Below are 16,727 nucleotides of genomic sequence, written 5' to 3'. Positions count from 1 at the left end.
TCACCTAGCTTTCACCGAGGCCACAGCAGGCCAGGGGTGCTAGACGGGACTAGGCTCTACTCGTGATGCGACGGACGAAGATTGTGTGCACTCTCGGCCCAGCGACCGCTACCGAGGAACGTATTCGGGAACTCGTCGAGAGCGGCATGGATGTGGCGCGGCTGAATTTCAGCCATGGCGAACACTCCGACCATGCCGAGAACTACAAGAAGGTGCGGCAGGCCTCGGACCATATCGGCCGAGCGGTCGGCATTCTCGCCGATCTACAGGGACCGAAGATCCGGCTGGGCCGCTTCATAGACGGCAAGACCGTATGGGCCAACGGTGAAGAGGTCCGCATAACCGTCGACGACATCGATGGCTCCCACGATCGCGTCTCCACTACCTACAAGGAGCTCGCCAAGGACGCCAAACCGGGCGACCGCCTGCTCATCGACGACGGCAAGGTCGGCGTCACGGTCATTCGGGTCGAGGGCAACGATGTCGTCTGCCGGGTGACCGAGGGCGGACCGGTCAGCAACAACAAGGGCGTCTCGCTGCCGGGTATGGATGTCTCTGTGCCCGCGCTGTCGGACAAGGACATCGAAGACCTCGAATTCGCGCTCAAGCTCGGCGTCGACTTCATCGCGCTGTCCTTCGTGCGTTCCCCCTCGGATGTCGAGTTGGTGCACGATGTGATGGACCGGGTCGGCCGCCGGGTTCCGGTGATCGGCAAGTTGGAGAAGCCCGAGGCCATCGACAATCTCGAGGCAATTGTGCTGGCCTTCGACGCGGTCATGGTCGCGCGCGGTGACCTCGGTGTCGAGTTGCCGCTCGAGCAGGTGCCGATCGTGCAGAAGCGGGCAATCCAGATGGCTCGCGAAAACGCCAAGCCGGTCATCGTCGCGACCCAGATGCTGGAGTCGATGATCGAGAATTCCCGCCCGACCCGCGCCGAGGCCTCCGATGTGGCCAATGCGGTGCTCGACGGCGCCGATGCGGTGATGCTGTCGGGTGAGACCTCGGTCGGCGCGTACCCGATCGAGACGGTCCGCACCATGGCGCGGATCGTGCACGCGGTGGAGACCGAATCCACCCGGGTGCCACCGCTGACCCACGTGCCGCGCACCAAGCGCGGTGTCATCTCCTATGCCGCCCGGGATATCGGCGAGCGGCTCAATGCCAAGGCGCTGGTCGCCTTCACCCAGTCCGGCGATACCGTTCGCCGCCTGGCTCGTCTGCACACCCCGCTGCCGTTGCTGGCGTTCACCCCCCTTCCCGAAGTGCGCAGCCAGCTGTCGCTCACCTGGGGCACCGAAACCTTCATCGTCCCGACCGTGAACAGCACCGATGCGATGATCCACCAGGTGGATGTAGCACTTCTGTCCATGGAGCGATACCAAAAAGGTGATCTGGTGGTAATTGTGGCAGGCTCCCCGCCCGGTACTGTCGGCTCCACCAATCTGATCCACGTGCACCGTATCGGTGAGGAGGACCATTAGTCGTGACTGCTTCGCTAGGTGGCGCTGTCGGCCTCGGGGCCGCAGCGGAGGGGACCGATCTCGACGTGCTGCTCGGGCTGCTCGATCTGGATCAGGTCGACGAGGACGTCTTCGTCGGCCAGCATCCGGAGAAGGTCTGGAGCCGCACGTTCGGCGGTCAGCTGGTTTCGCAGGCGATCATGGCGGCGGGGCGGACGGTCGACGGTGACCGTCCGCTGCACGCCGTCAACGCGCATTTCGTGCGTGGTGGCGATGTGAAGAAGCCGATCGAGTATCAGGTCGACCGCCACCGCGACGGGCGTTCCCTGGCCAACCGCACGGTCACCGCGACCCAGGACGGTCAGGAGCTGTTCGTCATGCTCGCCGCGTTCCAGGATTGGGGCAAGGGGCTCGAGCATGCGCATGCCCAGCCGGAGGTGCCCGATCCGGAGACGCTGCCACGCGTCGAGGAAAGCTTCGCGGGCTTGGAAGACAAGCTGGAGATGTTCGTCAAGGCGCCGCATCCGATCGATATGCGCTACACCAATGACCCGGCCTGGATCCTGAAGGGCACGGGGGAGCGGCTCAACCACAACCGCGTGTGGATGCGCGCCGATGGCCGACTGCCCGATGATCCGCTGATTCACGTTGCGACGCTTGGCTATTCGTCCGACACCACGGTACTCGATTCGATCATCACCACGCACGGCCTTTCCTGGGGTCTCGATCGCATCGTGGCCGCGACGATCAACCATTCGATCTGGTTCCACCGCCCGTTCCGCTTCGACGATTGGGCGCTCTACGCGACCGAGTCCCCCGTGGCCGCCGGGTCGCGTGGTCTTGCCACGGGCCGATTCTTCTCCCGCAGTGGCGAATTACTTGCCACCACCGTGCAGGAAGGCATCATTCGCCACTTCCCGGCGCGCAGATGAGCTCCGTACCCATGTGTATTGCGGACAGTAACAACTGATTTCGCAAGCACATGGGTAACTCCATGTACTCGCATCGAACTAGCTTGCGATTGGCATCGTTGTCAAGCGCGGACCGCGTTGGATGTAGTTGGTTTCATTTGGCCGCTGAGCTGCGAATACGTTGGATACCCACCCCATTTCGGCTGTGATGTCGATTGCTAGCGTTGGCGCGTTCAAGGGTGGTTGGTTGACGTCAGCCATTAAATGGCGGGTTTGATGACAAGTAGCGACGGCTGGACAGCAACCACGCCGGTGGTCATGCGACCCCCAGCTATAGACGGCGGTTCCCAAATTTTGTTGGCGGCTGGGTCACACATGCAGCGGCGGCGATTGGACTCGGGGAACACTCGGTAATGCCGATGAGCGCACCGGGTCGGTGATGTTGTTTGGCCGGGGCTCGGCGAGTGGTCAGGGGCGGGTGTTCTCGATGACGCTGATGCACATGCGGGCGCATTCGGCGGCGAGTTCGGCGGCGGTCATGTCGATAGTGTCGGTCAGCCATCCTTCGATGAGTTGATTAACGCCGCCGGTGATGAACAACGCGGCGCGGCGCAGCCAGTCGGGTTCGGCCGTGACCCCCAATACCGCAGGCGCGTGTTCGACGACCAGGTTGGCGATCATGGTGAGCACGTCGTGTCGGCGCTGCGCGAGCTCGGGTAGGTCGCCGAGGTCGGTGGTCGAGGTGATGCGATGGATGTGGTGGTCTGCGGCAACGGTTTCGAGGAAGGCTTGGAGCGCGGTTCGCAGTTTGTGTTCGGCCGGGCCGTCGGCCGCGAGACCGGCCTGGACCATGACCGCGAGCATGTGGTCGCGGACCTCGTCGGCGACGGCGAGCAGCAGTTCCTCGCGGTTGGCGAAGTGTTCGTAGAAGTAGCGGTCGGTGAGTCCGGCCGTCTTGCACACTCCGCGCACGGTGACCGCGCCGATTCCGGATTCTCCCCAGCTGGTGCGGGCCGCCGCGAGCAGCCGCGCGCGCCGGTCGGCGCGGCGCTCGGTGGCGCTCACGCCGCCGTAGCTGCGGGTGGCCGTATTCGTCATTGACAACACTCTAGGCGCGCTCCTACATTTGCGGACATACGTCATCAGATGACATACGTCATCAGATTAGCGATTCAAAGGAGAATCCGCGATGACCAGCACTCACGCCACCTCGGCCGCCTATCGTCAGGTCACCGCGCCGCTGCTCGACGAGCACGACTACCGGGTCGAACAGATCGACGGAACATTGCCCGCGGACCTGCGCGGCACCCTGTACCGGATCGGGCCCGGCAAGCATCAGGTCGGGAAGTCGCTGCTGCACAACGTGTTCGACGGTGACGGCATGATCTCCCAGTTCGTGCTGGACGGGACATCGGTGCGATTCCGCAACCGGTATGTGCGCACCCGCCATTTCACCCATGGGCAGCGCTCGGATCAGATCCGGTATCGCGGTGTGGGAGACCAGATTCCGGGCGGACCGCTGGCCAATATCGGGCGGCTGCCGGAGAACGTGGCCAACACCAATATCGTCAACTACGACGGCGGCCTGCTCGCGTTGTGGGAGCTGGGAAACCCGTACCGCATCGACCCCGACAGCCTGGACACCCTGGGCCCCACCGACTTCGACGGCCACCTCGGCTTTCTCGGTGCGTTCTCCGCGCACCCGAAATGGGATCCTGTCACCGGTGACATGTACAACTTCGGGCTGGACGTGCTGCCCACCCCGCGGATTCGTACCTTCCGCATCGACCGTGGGGGCCGCCTGCACAACGTCGCCTCGGTGCCGATGCTCGATGTGCCGTGGAACCACGATTTCGCGCTCACCTCGCGCTACCTGGTGTTCGTGCTCGACCCGATCGTGCCCAACATCGGCAAACTCGCATTCGCCACGACCTCGTTCATCGACTCCCTGGAATTCAAGCGCGCCAAGGGCACCCGCTTCCTGCTAGTACCCAAGAACGGGGGCCGCCCCCGTATCGTCGAACACGAAGCGCTACTGCACTTGCATCTCACCAACGCCTACGACGACGGCGACGACGTGGTGGTCGAACTGGTCCGCCTCGACACCGACTGGAACGAAGTCCGCCGCATGACCGGTTTGGTCAACCGCGACGACCTCGGCGCACCGCAGTTCCCGAACTCCCGGCTCATGCAGTACCGGATCACCAAGAGCGGCACCGTGATCGAACGCGAACTCACCGATCGATCCGGCGAATTCCCCCAATACGATTGGCGCCGCGGCACCCGCGCCCACCACTACAGCTACCTCGCCGGTGCCGGCGGCCCCGCTGGGCTGTTCAACGCCGTGGTCAAGGTCGATCACCGCAACGGCAAGGTCACCAGCTGCGACCTGGGCGCGAGCTCGGTCGGCGAACCACTGTTCGTGCCACGCACTCGCGACGCCGCCGAAGATGACGGCTGGATCCTGGCCCTCAACCACGACCTCACCGAAAACCGCTCCCAGCTGTTGATCCTCGACGCCCGCGACGTCGAACGCGGCCCCCTAGCCGCCGCCTGGCTCGACCACCACATCCCCTGGGGATTCCACGGCACCTTCACCCACCGCATCGCGTACCCCGAGGCACCACTACCCGCCACGAACAACCTGTAATCAGCGTAAGACGTGGATCGCACCCATCCACCCTGACTTCAGTCGGAACGAGTGAGCGATAATGCCGCATATCGCGGTCCGGCTCTGGTCAACGCAGATCATGTACGTAGCCGCCAAGAAAACCTGGCAATACCCGCCAACTACACCTGGGAACGGACGGAAATAGGCTCCTCAGCCCTTTTGCCGCCGCCGTCCATAGCTGGGAGTCGCAGGTCACGTGCGATCCCCAGCTGTAGGTGGCGGTTCCCAGGTTTTGTCGGCGGCCGGGGATCGACGGCACTCATGTGTTGTGTGGTCGAGCGGCTCCGAGCCGGGAATCGAGTTGCCGGAGAAGCCGCCACAGTGAGTGGTCCGGGGATTCACCAGCCGTGTCGATGATGACGTGATTCCGGTTCCAAGGCTCGTAGTCGCGGGCGACCACGTCCTCCCACACTGGTAGCGGCAGGTTGGGGATGTCGACCGATCTCAACCCCATTCGGTTTCGATGCTCGGCCGGATCGGAACAGACCACCTCGACTTCGACAGTAACCGTTCCGGCGTTCTCGGCCGTATCCAGCCAGCTGTCACGAGTGACGGCCGGTGGCGGACAGAACACTCAGAGCGCGCACGTGTGGCTCGCCAGATGCCATCGCCTGTCCTCGATGACAACTCGATGGGCATGCATCACCATGTTGTTACGCTCGACATAGATGCTCTGCGTTCCTTGATGAATAGGTAGGTGGGTTTGCCCGCAGATCACCCTACGATTCTGGCGACCTCGATGGGTTTCAATCGGGCGCGGGATCCGTGGTTGCCGTCGCCGGTATTCCGGTATGCGTTCGAGCTCGCCGGAGGGCCGTCCCGTCCTCGACTGTGCTTCATCACTACCGGAACTGGCGACCGGCAAGCCAGCATCGACGCTTTCTACGCCGCGTTCTCCGAATCTGGTGTGGAGACAACGCATCTAAGCTTGTTCGATAAGCCGAACGTCGCCGACGTGTCTGCGCATCTGCTCGGCCAGGATGTGATCTGGGTTGATCGCGGCAGTGTCGTGAATCTGCTGGCTGTGTGGCGTGCACATGGTCTGGACCGCGTGTTCCGAGAGTGCTGGGATCACGGGGTTATCCTCGGAGGGGAGTCGGCGGGGTCGTTGTGCTGGTTTACCGGGGGTACCACCGATTCGTTCGGCGACGTGCGCTCGTTCCATGATGGTCTCGGATTTCTTCCTTTCGCCAATGTTGTGCATTACGACGCTCGGCGTGAGCCGACGCATCAGCTGATCGCGTCGGGCGCCTTCACCGACTGCTATGCCACTGATGCTGGTGCCGGACTGCACTTTTCGGCTACCGAACTTGTGGCCGCATTCAGCGATCGGAAAGACGCAGGCGCATACAAGATTTCCCGAGCGGCAAACGGTGAGGTCACCGAACAGGTTCTCGAGGTAACGCGGCTCAACCGGTAGCGCCGAGACGCTGAATAACCGCGCCGACATCGCCTAGCCCATGCCACTGACGCAACACCGGAAGGGCGCGGCGTAGTTCGCTGAGGGCCGACTGTGACCCGATGCTGCCGATGTCATCGAGCGCGGCGTGTGCGATGCGCGCGGCCTCGTGTGGTTGGCCGACATTGGCGTAGGCGCGGGCCAGTTTGGCTCGGGTGATCGTGGCGGTTCGGGCTGAGGATTCCGACAACCGTGTCAGGCGTGGTTCGAGGATCGGTACGACTCGTTGTCCGCGACCGAGGTAGATGTCGCAGGTGGTGCTGAAGATGGTGAACAGGTCTTCGCTGACGACGCTGCGTTGCCCGAGGATCGCGTCGCCTTCGCGCATGGGTTTCGCGAGGAGGTGCATGGCTCGGTCCAGTGCTCGGGCGCTGGCGTCTTTGTCGCCGGTCAGGGCATAGCCGAAGGCCATTTGTTTGGCGGCGAGTCCTTGGATGCGCGGTGAGGCACCGTTGGTGTCAAAGACGTCGCTGGCGATGTCGACGGCTCGGTGCCCGTCGCTGGCGAAGCTGATGGCGACCATCGAACGGCGCACGATGGCATAGGCCGACATCTCGGGCCAGTTCGCGGTATATCCCCACTGACTGGCGCGGTCGATCCAGTATGTAGCGGCGGTCAGATCACCGGATTCCTCGCTGAGCCAGCTCAGTGATTCGGCGTAGCGCGCTTGCATGCGCCCGTATGCGTGGCGTTGGTGCCCGCTGCTGCGTCGGCGCAGTGCGTCGAGGACGGCGACCTTGCCGGTCATTGGGTCGATCAGATGCTGTGGCGGCATGGTCCGCGCGAAGGACTGGAACGCCGCATATGCATCCTCGAAGCTCGACAGGTTGGCATCGCCGAGTGCAACCTCGCCGAGTGCCTGGTCGAATTGCGACAGCAGGTGCCCACCGCCGATACCCACGCTCAGGGACACCAGCAGGTCGCGCCGCGACAGCGGCATTGCGGCACCTCCTTCGGGCAGATCCACCACCAGGGTATCGCCGAGCGGCACTAACACTCGGGCACCGGGCGGCGCTGGGCTGCGGGTGAGGGCGGCGACGACTCCGCCGGTCTGATAGATGCGGTCGAGCTGGCTGGCCAGCCAGGGGTGGAGCTGGCGGCGACCCGACTCGACGTATGAGATGAGCGATTCCGCGCACCCGGCCTGTCGAGCAACCGCGGCAAGGGTCAGCCGCCGAGTCGTACGCAGATCACGCAGTACTGCACCCAATTCGGCGTTGCCGGGCATCCGGCCCCCTCTTGACAGTTCTTCACAGTCCCCTGTGCGCGATCGCCTCCGACTAGTCAAGCACACCAAGCTATTTCAGGTCAGGGCTTAAACACGACACTTCGGCACCGAGCACAGGGAGACGGGGATTCTGCCGATCCGGACCCCTCACCTGATGAAGCGGGCCGTCGACGCCAGAGGTCCTAACGGCCTGAACTGGAGAGAGGAAGCGCGGCAATGTCTGATCACCGATCGGTGCACGGGATTCTCCTGCTCGGAGGACGCGGCACCCGCCTGCGCCCGGCGTACACCGGTAACAAGCACCTCATCACGGTGGGAGGGCGGGCGATGGCGGACTATGGCCTGGAGTTGTTGACCCGGTGCGGAATCGACTCCCTGACCGCAGTGGTCGGCCCCGACGACGTTGATGCCTTCGAGCGTCTATTCGCGCGCACCGCACCGGATTACGACATCACCTTCATCGTGCAACCACATCCGCTGGGGACCGCCGATGCGCTCCAACGCTGCGCCGCGACCGTCGACGAGCCATATGTCGCGACCTTGTGGGGCGACAACCTGTTCGAGGTGATTCCGGAACCCACCGTGCACCGGTTCCTGGCCGACCCCGCACCATGCATGATCACGATCGCGCACTCCCCGAATCCGCAGCATTTCAGCACCGCCACCCTCACCGGCGGGCGCGTGACCGCGATCGTGGACAAGCCGGCCGAACCGACGACGAATCTGGTGTGCGCTGGGCTCATGTTGTTCGAATCGACGGCGCTGTTCGAGTCGGTGGGGCGTGTGCGCCAGAACCGGCGTGGTGAACGCGAGGCGATGGACGCGGTACGTGCCTTCCTACGAGCCGGTGAACTGCGCTTCGATCGGATAACCGGCCAGTGGTTCGACGCCGCCTTCTCACCCGAATCATTAACCGAGGCAGAACAATTCGCGCTGCATCGCGGCTTCAACCATCCCTCCAACTCCCGACAGGAGACCTTGGCATGGACCTGACACATCCATCCAACCCGACCCGGATTCTGCTCGACACAACCCGACGGTGCCAGCTCACATGCTGGTACTGCCACTCGTCGTCCGGTCCTGACTATCGTGGCCCGACGCTAGAGACGGACACGATTCCCGAATTGTTCGACGCTGCTGAACAACTGCGCACCTTCGATGTGACCATCACCGGTGGCGAGCCGACGCTATGGGCCGGACTTATTGCAGCGCTGGAGAACTCGCACCGATTTACCTTTACGAGCTTGCAGCTGATCACCAACGCGTTGGCTCCCAGTCGCAGGATCCTGCGAGCGATCGAGTCCGCGAACCTGTCACGGATTTGTGTGAGCCTCGACGGAATCGGCGACGTGCACGAGACCAATCGCGGCCCCGGCACCTACACGCGCACCCTGCGCGGCATTCGAGACCTGATGACGGTCACCGACAACATCACCGTGATCTCGGTCATCGACGCCACCAACCACCAACGCTGGCCCGAGCTGACCAGGACTCTGGCCGAACTCGGTGTGTCCCAACACCATCTGGCACCGGTGTGCTTCGCCGGGCACGCGATGACCGACTACCGCGGACTGACCACACAACAGTTCGCCGAAGTCGCCGAGGACGCCGAATCCTTGTCGGCGCATCTGCCTAACGGGTTCATCCTCCGATTCAACGACACGCTCGTGCGCGCACCGCGCTCGCGGACAATGAGCCTGCATCAGATGACCGAGACCTGGAAGGGCTGGCATGTCATCGTGCGCCCCGACGGCGATGTACGCACGGCGGTCCGTGCCTGGGGACGCAGTTGGCGCGCCGACGAAACTCACGGCAACCTGCATCGAGCACCATTTGCCACGATCGCTCGTCCCCAGGGCGCAACCCCGACACCGTTCTCTCGCCCGGAAGAGCTTGCCCGCAAATTTCACCTCAACGCCACGGACCCACAGATTCTCGCCGACATCGCCGATGTCGCCGTCCAGGACCGCCACCATGAACACACCCTGGGCGCGGTGCACAGCGCGCCGAGCCCAGATATCGCAGTTGCCCCCGACCTCGGCATCGACCTCACCGAACTCCGCAACCGCCTGCGGGCGGATCCCAGCCTGTATCGGTTCCGGTCGGAGGCCGGTTTCGCGCTGCTGTTCAACACCCGCAGCCATGACGTGCACATCCTCGATCACACCGAAACCGCGACGCTCGCAACCGAGTTGGCGGGAGACCTGCGATGAAGGTTCTCGTGACCGGTGGCGCTGGCTTCCTCGGCGTTCACGTCGTCGATCACCTGCTGCGCTGCCCGAAGGTCACATCGGTGACGGTGCTGGACTGCTGCGCACGCACCGCAGCGCCACAGGCGCTACCGCCCTCGTACCGGGTTACGTTCATCCGCGCGAGCATGCTCGATGCCGACCTACTGGCCGATCTGCTCGCCGACTGTGACGCCGTGATCCATTTGGCTGCCGAAACATTCGTCGACGCCTCGATCGCCGACGACCGGCCCTTCATTCAGGCGAACATCGAAACCACCGCACAGCTGCTCCGCACCCTGCGCCACGTCGGCGGACGCCGACGCCTGATCCACGCCTCGACCGACGAGGTGTTCGGCGAAGCGCTCGACGAACCATTCACCGAAACCTCGCCTTACCGGCCCCGAAATCCTTACGCCGCAACCAAAGCCGCCGCCGACCACCTCATCCGCTCATACACAGTTACGCACCAGATCGAGGCGACGATCTGTCATTTCGGCAATCTGTACGGCCGCTGGCAGTACCCGGAGAAACTGATCCCGGTCACCGTCGCCCATCTACAGCACGGCGAACCCGCCCAGATCTACGGCAACGGGCGACAATCCCGAACCTGGCTGCACGTCACCGACGCCGCCGCAGCAACCATCGCAGCGCTCGAACACGGCCGCGCCGGCGAGTCCTACCTCGTCGCGGGCGACGACGAGCGCACCAGCAGCGCGATCGTCGCCACGATCACCGAACTGATGAACATCGAACGCGCTCCACAGTTCGTTGCCGACCGGCCCGGCCACGACCTGCGCTACGTCATCGACACCAGCAAAGCACGCACCGAACTGGGCTGGTCCCCGAAGGTTCCATTCGACACCGGCCTTGCCGACACCGTGCAGTGGCTGACCGAACACGACGGATGGTGGCAGCAATGAAAGACAAGCACTTCCAGCAGATCTACGCCAACGGCGCAGTATTGAACACCAAAATCGACGTGCACACCCGATTCAGCAGCATCCCCACCGACATCCCAGCCGCCATCGCCTCCGCCGTAGGCGCACCGAGCAACGCGCACGTCCTCGATATCGGCTGCGGCACCGGGCATATGCTGCGGCACTTACGCGACCTCGGCCACCGCGGTCGCCTCGTCGGCCTCGATCTCGCCATCCCACCTGGAATCGACACCGACGGCATCGAATTCGTGACCGGCGACGCCGAAGCATTGCCCTGGCAGGACGATTCGTACGACATCATCACCGCCGTACACATGCTTGGGCACCTCACCGACATCCCCGCCGCCCTCGCCGAAGCCACCCGCGTCCTGCGGCCCGACGGGGTATGCGTGATATCGGCCAACTCCGACACCTCCTACCCACACACAGCGGAGTACCGGCGCCGCGTGCACGAGCTGTACGGCTGGGGTGAACCGGTCTACACCACCACCCGAGTCAACCTCGAGAACCTCGCCCAGGTGCTCACACCGTGGCGGAACGTCGAGATCCGTACCCTCACCGGTAAACTGCGCATCCCCTACCGCGATTATCTCGATTACTTCGCCGCCAACACCGCAGTGTGGGCCGTAACCCCGACCGCCGACCAACTCACCGATATCCTCGACCGCCTACGACATTGGGCACGGGAAGACTTGGTCGACGGACACATCATCGAACCGAAGACGGTTGGGATCGCGGTATGCACGATCCCAACCTGATCAGCGAGGACGCGCTACAGCGGTCCGCAGCACCGACACCGCACCACGTAATACCAGGCCAGCGGCGACCAATGGTGCGGCCAGCAGCCAGGGGGATCGGCGGTGATAGTCGCAGTAGAACCGCAACGCCGAACGGTGGTGGTTGAACACCTTGCGGAATGGAGCGTGACGGGTGCTGCCGCCCTCGCGGTGGCGGATCTCCACCGTCGGATCGACTACCACCCGATATCCGGCACGGTGCACATCGAGGGCGGCTTTGGTCTCCTCGAAGTACATGAAGTACCGCTCGTCGTATCCGCCGATCGCGTCGAATACGCTGCGGCGGAACAACATACAGCACCCGGAGATCCAGTCGACGTCGCTGACAGTGTCGACCGGGTTACCGAAGTATGCGCGGGTCGCAGGATTTCCTGGCCACACCGACCCGAGCAGAGCGTGAAGGATGCCGACACCGATCGAGGGGAACCGTCGACCGGTGGGGTATGGGGTGCCGTCGAGGCGGCTGATTCGGGGGCCGACAAGCCCGATCCGATCGTCCGTCATGGCCGTCTCCACTAGGCGCGCGATCGAGCCTGGAGTCAGCTGTGTATCGGGGTTGGCGATCAGCAGCCACTCCGTGTCGGCTTGTTCCGCGCCCTGATTGATGGCGCGAGTCAAGCCGACGTTCTCGGCGTTGCGGATCACCTTCGCGCCGAAGTCCTCGACGATGTCGGCGCTGCCATCGGTGGAAGCGTTGTCTACACAGGCGATCTGTAGAGAGAGCGGCTCGACCGCACTCGGGAGTGATTTAAGGAAGGGAGGAAGATCATCACTACTGCCGTAGGTGACCAGGACGAGGCCGACCGATTTGTCGTCGCGGCGGGACATGTCGGCGAAGATATCAGGTCCACGCCGCCAGCGAAAAACATACCGTCAACCCAGTTTTGTATCGATCAGGCGGCGACGAACTCGCCGACTAGAGAATCTGCGAAGCCAGGTAGCCGGAGGGCAAGGCCTCCTCCGGCATCCAACGGCGACGGTTCTACCGGTAGTCGAACTCGCCGCCCGCGACGCCCTTGGTGAAGGCATCCCATTCATCCGGCGTGTAGGTCAGTTTCACGGAATCGCCTCCGATGGCCACCCCGCTGAGGTCGGTCCCGCCGTCGCTACGGAGATCGATGGTGAGCGAATCGACCTGTCCGGACTTGGCGGCCAGGGTGAGGTCGAGAACGGTGGCCCACTGCGCAGCCGGGAGGATGATCGTCGGCTGCTCATCAGGAGCGTTGACGTACGCGGCGTTCTGCTTGCTGTCACGGATGAGCACTCGTTCCTTATCGAATTTCACCTCGACGCAGGAGGGGCCGTCGTTCGAGAATGACGACTTGAAGAAGACACCGTTGTTGCTGGTGACGGGCTTGATTGCGCTCATGTCTATCAGGCTATCCGATCTGCTATCTGGTCTATCAGGGCCAGCGAGTCGTCACGGCTCATCGCGGACTCCAACTGACGGTCGTACAGGATGCGTAGCTCACGCACTCTCGCGGCATCGTCGATAATGCCTCGTGTAGCCACCGATTCGTGCCACACGACCGGTCCGAGCATCGGGCTAGCGAAGTGGATGATGTGGAATGGTGAACCGGACAAGATCGGCCGGTTGGCTGCGGTGAACGGGACAATCCGGATGTCGATCGTTTCTGGGTGTTCACGGACCATTGCAGTCAGGTGCCGGAGTTGCCCGTGCATAACCTCATCCGTGCCTGTCCGCTGCTCCAGCGCCGCTTGATGGATCAACGCAGTCAGGTGTAGCGGGTCTTCGCCGGTCAGTCGCTGTTGGCGTCGCAACCGCACCTCGACATACAGGTCCGCATCCAGGGGACGGATGCGAGCGATGTCAGAGTTCATGATGGCGCGGGCGTAGTCCCCGGTCTGGAGCAGTCCGGGGATGATGAGACCTTCGTAGCTCTGGATGCTCTCCGCACCGTGCTCGAATCCGAACAGTCGGCGATGCTCGTCGTCGAACAGGCTGGTGTAGTCCATCCACCAGCCGCGTTCCCGCGCGTCGGCGCGCAGATCTTCGAGGATCTTTCGATCATCAGCGTCGAGGCCGAACAGCTTCATCATCGCGTTGAAGTGTTCATCGGTGAGGGCACGACGGTCGCTCATGAGCTGGTGCCAGTGGTTGGTTGTGATCTTCAGGGCTTTGGCCGCTGTCTGAACGTCGATCTTCTGTTCGGTCTTCCACTGGTTCAGTCGAAGCAGTAGCTCTGACCGCGCGACCGTAGGTGACGTCGGCACGCCGACAGCTCCTTCCGTTATGTCTGACCAGATCCTACCGCGCATCCGAAACTGCGCGGCGACCTGTTGTCTGCACTTGTGATGACAAGTTGTCAAAGCTATCGTCAAGTGGATTCGCAGTCACCAACGGCGACATGTTTACTCCATAGATGTCACACACGGAGGATCCGCCCATGTCTGTACATGTAGGCGCGCAGATGATGTTTAGCCATCTCACGGAGCATCGTGCGAAGGCCGTGGGGCAAGGCGACTGGGTCGTGGACTTCCTCCCCGGTCGCACGCTGTCGGAAGAACAGGCTCTTGCAGCAGTTCACGCCGCCGAGCAACTGACGGCGCTCAAGTCGTACGCCGCCCTACTGGGCTTGACCGCCCTTGAACTGGTGGGTATGGCTTCGGTCCCGTGCACGTGGCCGCCCCCGGACGGCCGCCGATCACGCACCTGGCAGAAACCGTGCAGGGAGTTGCGATGATGCTCGGTCGGGGCGTTAGTCCGTGGAGCACCGCCAGTTCGCGGGCGTTGCGGTTTGGGGGTGTCCCGGTGATGAATCAACGAGCTTTGGCACGGCCCTCCGTGGCGTTCAGCGCTGGTGCGGCGCGGGCTCGTCACGTGGCGGCGGAGGCGCGGCAGAGTTCGCGATCCCACCTCTCATTGGTGTCAGAGCCCGCTGGCCGTCATCGGAAGGGGCGGTGATGTTCGAAAGCTGCCACAGCGCGCATGAGGTAGCCCGGGTCTATCGCGAGTTGGGGTTCACGGTGTCGCGTGCGTTCGAGCGCGTGTCGGTGATCGCGACTCCAGCTTTGGGTGCGGTGGCGATGCCCGCAGGGCTCGGCAAGCAGGTGCGTGAGGTGCTTCTCGAGGAGGCCCGGTGCGTGTCGGTGCCGATCATCAGCTACTCACGACCGAATCGCGAGTGGATCTTCCTGGCTGGCCCGGCGTGGGGCGGCAGGCTCGGCGTGCACACGCTGGCCCAACTGGAGGAACGCGGCGTACGGATCCTGGAGTCCGGCGAACGAGTGTGGCTTCCGATGACCGACCATCCAACCGGGTGGTACTGGGTATCGCAGCCCTCGACCGCGCATTCATTGCCGTCACGTACCAGCGTGATGTCCGCTGCCCGTCGGCTCCTCGGCCCAGCCCGGTCTTCCGTGGTGTGGCGGTGAGCTATGCACGCCATTCCAGGTCCGAATACGAGCGCAGAGGTCTCGGACGGTTCCGAACCCGACGCCGTAGCGCTGTTCTCCTCGGGTGAGGCGCTGTTGTCGGCGATCCGGGGGCATCACACAAGGAATCCATCCATTGGCGACGACAGCGCACGAGTTCGGTGTCATGTACCGGCGGCGACTGGGCACGCGCGTGGGCGTACGGCGATGAGACCTCCACAGCGTGTCCGGTACGTCCGTTACGAAACCGGTGCGCCCATCGTGGATTTCCAGGGCAGCGGCGAGCAGATCGGTTGTGTCGCTGTCGAACTCACCGCCACCGTCGCCGTCGATCGCTCCGATAGCGAAGCCAGATCGCCGCCGAGGCAACGGCTAGATGGATATCTCTGCGCGGTTCACCCATCCACACCCACACCCGCACAACCTCGTATCTGGAAGCACCGACATGACAATGACAGCACATCAGCAGGGCCAATCGGCCACCGTCCATAACCAACCGCAGACCCCGCCGAAGGCGATCGGGTTCGAAACGTCATCGATGGATTCGCCGCGCCGCCGGATCGCGATCCAACGCCACGCCGAACAACTCGGCTACCACTACGTGTACACGGTGCGCCCGCCAGAAGGACACGCCGACCCGGTCGGCTATGCGCTCAACATCGCCATCGGCATTGATGCGGCGGCGATCATCGTGTACGACCTGGAAGTTGTCGCCCACAGTCCGGCGCGGGTGTGCGAGCAGTTCGACCTCGAGACCGTCTGTCCCGAGCAAACGTGGTCGCGTGTGAGTCCTCCTGCGGTCGATCAGGTTGCGCACGGGCTCCTGGAAAACGAGATGGATCCAGACGAGGCGCACCGGAACTTCCAACAGCACATGGGATGTCGCGCGTCGGAATGCCCACGAAAAGAGAGCGCGATACAGCGCCTCATGGAGGCGGGAAAGCTCAAGCCGCAGACCATGACTCCGCAGGAGCGGGCCATCGCACGCGGCATCGCGATCGAGCGAACCGCGGAAGCGGAAGTGGTGGGTGAGCAAGCGCGGGCGATGCTCGAATCCCTGGACGACCTCGTGGACACCATGCGCGGGCGAGCGCACCAGTAGCCAAGGGGCAGCCGTGACCGACGACGACATGCCGCACAAGCACGTCACCGAATGCGATGGGTTGGAAGCGAGTTGGACACTCGACAAGCACAACATCGAGATCCATGGCATCTATGACACTGCCGAGGACTTGCCGGTGGCCTCGATCGACGGGCCTTACCCGGATCTGGTGGAGGCACGGGAACGCTGGCCGAAGCTGACCGACCTGTGGAACGCGGTTCGCCACGACTTCTGGTCGCAGATGACCCTCCACGCCTACGGCCGGTCCACCAGGGGCGGAGGGTGACCGGCAACTGGGCAGCATCGGGTCCGATCCAGCCACCGCACGCGACCGACGGATGGCGGCTCGAAGGCAACGAACACCGCTGGTGGCTGTCCAAACACCGCACCGATGTCGTGGCGAAGATCCGGGCCACGACCGCGCGCTCGTGCAGTTGGGGGATCTACACACATGACGGCCGGATGATCCGGGAGGCGTCGGCTGGAAGCGATGTCGAGGAAGCCAAGGCGCAGGCCGACGCCTGGCTGGGGGGG

17 protein-coding genes are annotated in these 16,727 nt (G+C 63.6%); 12 read left to right on the top strand and 5 right to left on the bottom strand.

Annotated features, from left to right (window positions below; all coding sequences use genetic code 11):
- Positions 1-62 precede the first annotated feature (62 nt).
- Positions 63-1,481, top strand: a complete 1,419-nt coding sequence (pyk, locus tag NA5_RS36280; RefSeq protein ID WP_174555313.1) for a pyruvate kinase — start codon at positions 63-65, stop codon at positions 1,479-1,481.
- Between the two features lie 2 nt (positions 1,482-1,483).
- Complete coding sequence (locus NA5_RS36275) at positions 1,484-2,392, top strand: acyl-CoA thioesterase (protein WP_062993557.1); 909 nt, start codon at positions 1,484-1,486, stop codon at positions 2,390-2,392.
- A 447-nt stretch (positions 2,393-2,839) separates the two neighbouring features.
- Here the strand turns inward: NA5_RS36275 and NA5_RS36270 are convergent, their stop codons facing one another.
- A complete protein-coding gene (locus NA5_RS36270; RefSeq protein ID WP_062993556.1) occupies positions 2,840-3,469 on the bottom strand; it encodes a TetR/AcrR family transcriptional regulator in 630 nt (209 codons plus the stop codon).
- A 91-nt stretch (positions 3,470-3,560) separates the two neighbouring features.
- Here NA5_RS36270 and NA5_RS36265 point away from each other — a divergent pair, with 91 nt between their 5' ends.
- Together NA5_RS36265 and NA5_RS36255 are read left to right on the top strand one after the other, a co-directional pair.
- Positions 3,561-5,021 carry a carotenoid oxygenase family protein gene (locus NA5_RS36265; protein WP_062993555.1) on the top strand — a complete coding sequence of 487 codons (1,461 nt, stop codon included), beginning with the start codon at positions 3,561-3,563 and terminating at the stop codon, positions 5,019-5,021.
- A gap of 760 nt (positions 5,022-5,781) precedes the next feature.
- Positions 5,782-6,462 carry a Type 1 glutamine amidotransferase-like domain-containing protein gene (locus NA5_RS36255; RefSeq protein ID WP_245672625.1) on the top strand — a complete coding sequence of 227 codons (681 nt, stop codon included), beginning with the start codon at positions 5,782-5,784 and terminating at the stop codon, positions 6,460-6,462.
- Here NA5_RS36255 and NA5_RS36250 read toward each other — a convergent pair.
- Positions 6,452-7,729: a helix-turn-helix domain-containing protein gene (locus NA5_RS36250; protein ID WP_062993553.1), complete on the bottom strand. Its 1,278-nt coding sequence runs from the start codon at positions 7,727-7,729 to the stop codon at positions 6,452-6,454. The genes NA5_RS36255 and NA5_RS36250 overlap by 11 nt on opposite strands.
- Before the next feature lie 216 nt (positions 7,730-7,945).
- Here NA5_RS36250 and NA5_RS36245 point away from each other — a divergent pair, with 216 nt between their 5' ends.
- The 4 genes from NA5_RS36245 to NA5_RS36230 are packed head-to-tail and all read left to right on the top strand — an operon-like array spanning position 7,946 to position 11,656.
- Positions 7,946-8,722: a sugar phosphate nucleotidyltransferase gene (locus NA5_RS36245; protein ID WP_084484687.1), complete on the top strand. Its 777-nt coding sequence runs from the start codon at positions 7,946-7,948 to the stop codon at positions 8,720-8,722.
- The gene (locus NA5_RS36240) at positions 8,713-9,942 is read left to right on the top strand and encodes a radical SAM protein (RefSeq protein ID WP_084484686.1); all 1,230 of its coding nucleotides are present in this window, start codon (positions 8,713-8,715) and stop codon (positions 9,940-9,942) included. The genes NA5_RS36245 and NA5_RS36240 overlap by 10 nt, the downstream gene beginning before the upstream one ends.
- Positions 9,939-10,880 carry a dTDP-glucose 4,6-dehydratase gene (locus tag NA5_RS36235; RefSeq protein ID WP_062993550.1) on the top strand — a complete coding sequence of 314 codons (942 nt, stop codon included), beginning with the start codon at positions 9,939-9,941 and terminating at the stop codon, positions 10,878-10,880. Before NA5_RS36240 ends, NA5_RS36235 begins: the two co-directional genes overlap by 4 nt.
- The gene (locus NA5_RS36230; RefSeq protein WP_062993549.1) at positions 10,877-11,656 is read left to right on the top strand and encodes a class I SAM-dependent methyltransferase; all 780 of its coding nucleotides are present in this window, start codon (positions 10,877-10,879) and stop codon (positions 11,654-11,656) included. The genes NA5_RS36235 and NA5_RS36230 overlap by 4 nt, the downstream gene beginning before the upstream one ends.
- On the opposite strand, the gene NA5_RS36225 is transcribed toward NA5_RS36230, so the two are convergent.
- The 3 genes from NA5_RS36225 to NA5_RS36215 form a co-directional block, all read right to left on the bottom strand.
- On the bottom strand, positions 11,657-12,523 hold the full coding sequence (locus NA5_RS36225; protein ID WP_062993548.1) for a glycosyltransferase family 2 protein: 867 nt from the start codon (positions 12,521-12,523) through the stop codon (positions 11,657-11,659).
- 154 nt (positions 12,524-12,677) lie between these two features.
- Positions 12,678-13,064: a DUF397 domain-containing protein gene (locus NA5_RS36220; RefSeq protein ID WP_062993547.1), complete on the bottom strand. Its 387-nt coding sequence runs from the start codon at positions 13,062-13,064 to the stop codon at positions 12,678-12,680.
- A gap of 5 nt (positions 13,065-13,069) precedes the next feature.
- The gene (locus NA5_RS36215) at positions 13,070-13,930 is read right to left on the bottom strand and encodes a DUF5753 domain-containing protein (RefSeq protein WP_062993546.1); all 861 of its coding nucleotides are present in this window, start codon (positions 13,928-13,930) and stop codon (positions 13,070-13,072) included.
- A 690-nt stretch (positions 13,931-14,620) separates the two neighbouring features.
- Here NA5_RS36215 and NA5_RS36205 point away from each other — a divergent pair.
- The 4 genes from NA5_RS36205 to NA5_RS36190 form a co-directional block, all read left to right on the top strand.
- Complete coding sequence (locus NA5_RS36205; RefSeq protein ID WP_062993544.1) at positions 14,621-15,091, top strand: hypothetical protein; 471 nt, start codon at positions 14,621-14,623, stop codon at positions 15,089-15,091.
- Positions 15,092-15,629: 538 nt separating this feature from the next.
- On the top strand, positions 15,630-16,193 hold the full coding sequence (locus NA5_RS36200) for a hypothetical protein (protein WP_157110841.1): 564 nt from the start codon (positions 15,630-15,632) through the stop codon (positions 16,191-16,193).
- 13 nt (positions 16,194-16,206) lie between these two features.
- Positions 16,207-16,479, top strand: a complete 273-nt coding sequence (locus NA5_RS36195; protein WP_062993542.1) for a hypothetical protein — start codon at positions 16,207-16,209, stop codon at positions 16,477-16,479.
- Positions 16,476-16,727 (top strand): hypothetical protein (locus NA5_RS36190; protein ID WP_157110840.1); only part of this gene is annotated, 252 nt, incomplete at its 3' end. The genes NA5_RS36195 and NA5_RS36190, both read left to right, overlap by 4 nt.

Source organism: Nocardia anaemiae NBRC 100462 (genome assembly GCF_001612725.1).
GTDB lineage: Bacteria > Actinomycetota > Actinomycetes > Mycobacteriales > Mycobacteriaceae > Nocardia > Nocardia anaemiae.
The sequence above is the reverse complement of the archived record's forward strand: the minus strand, read 5'-3'. Positions and strand labels throughout refer to the sequence as shown.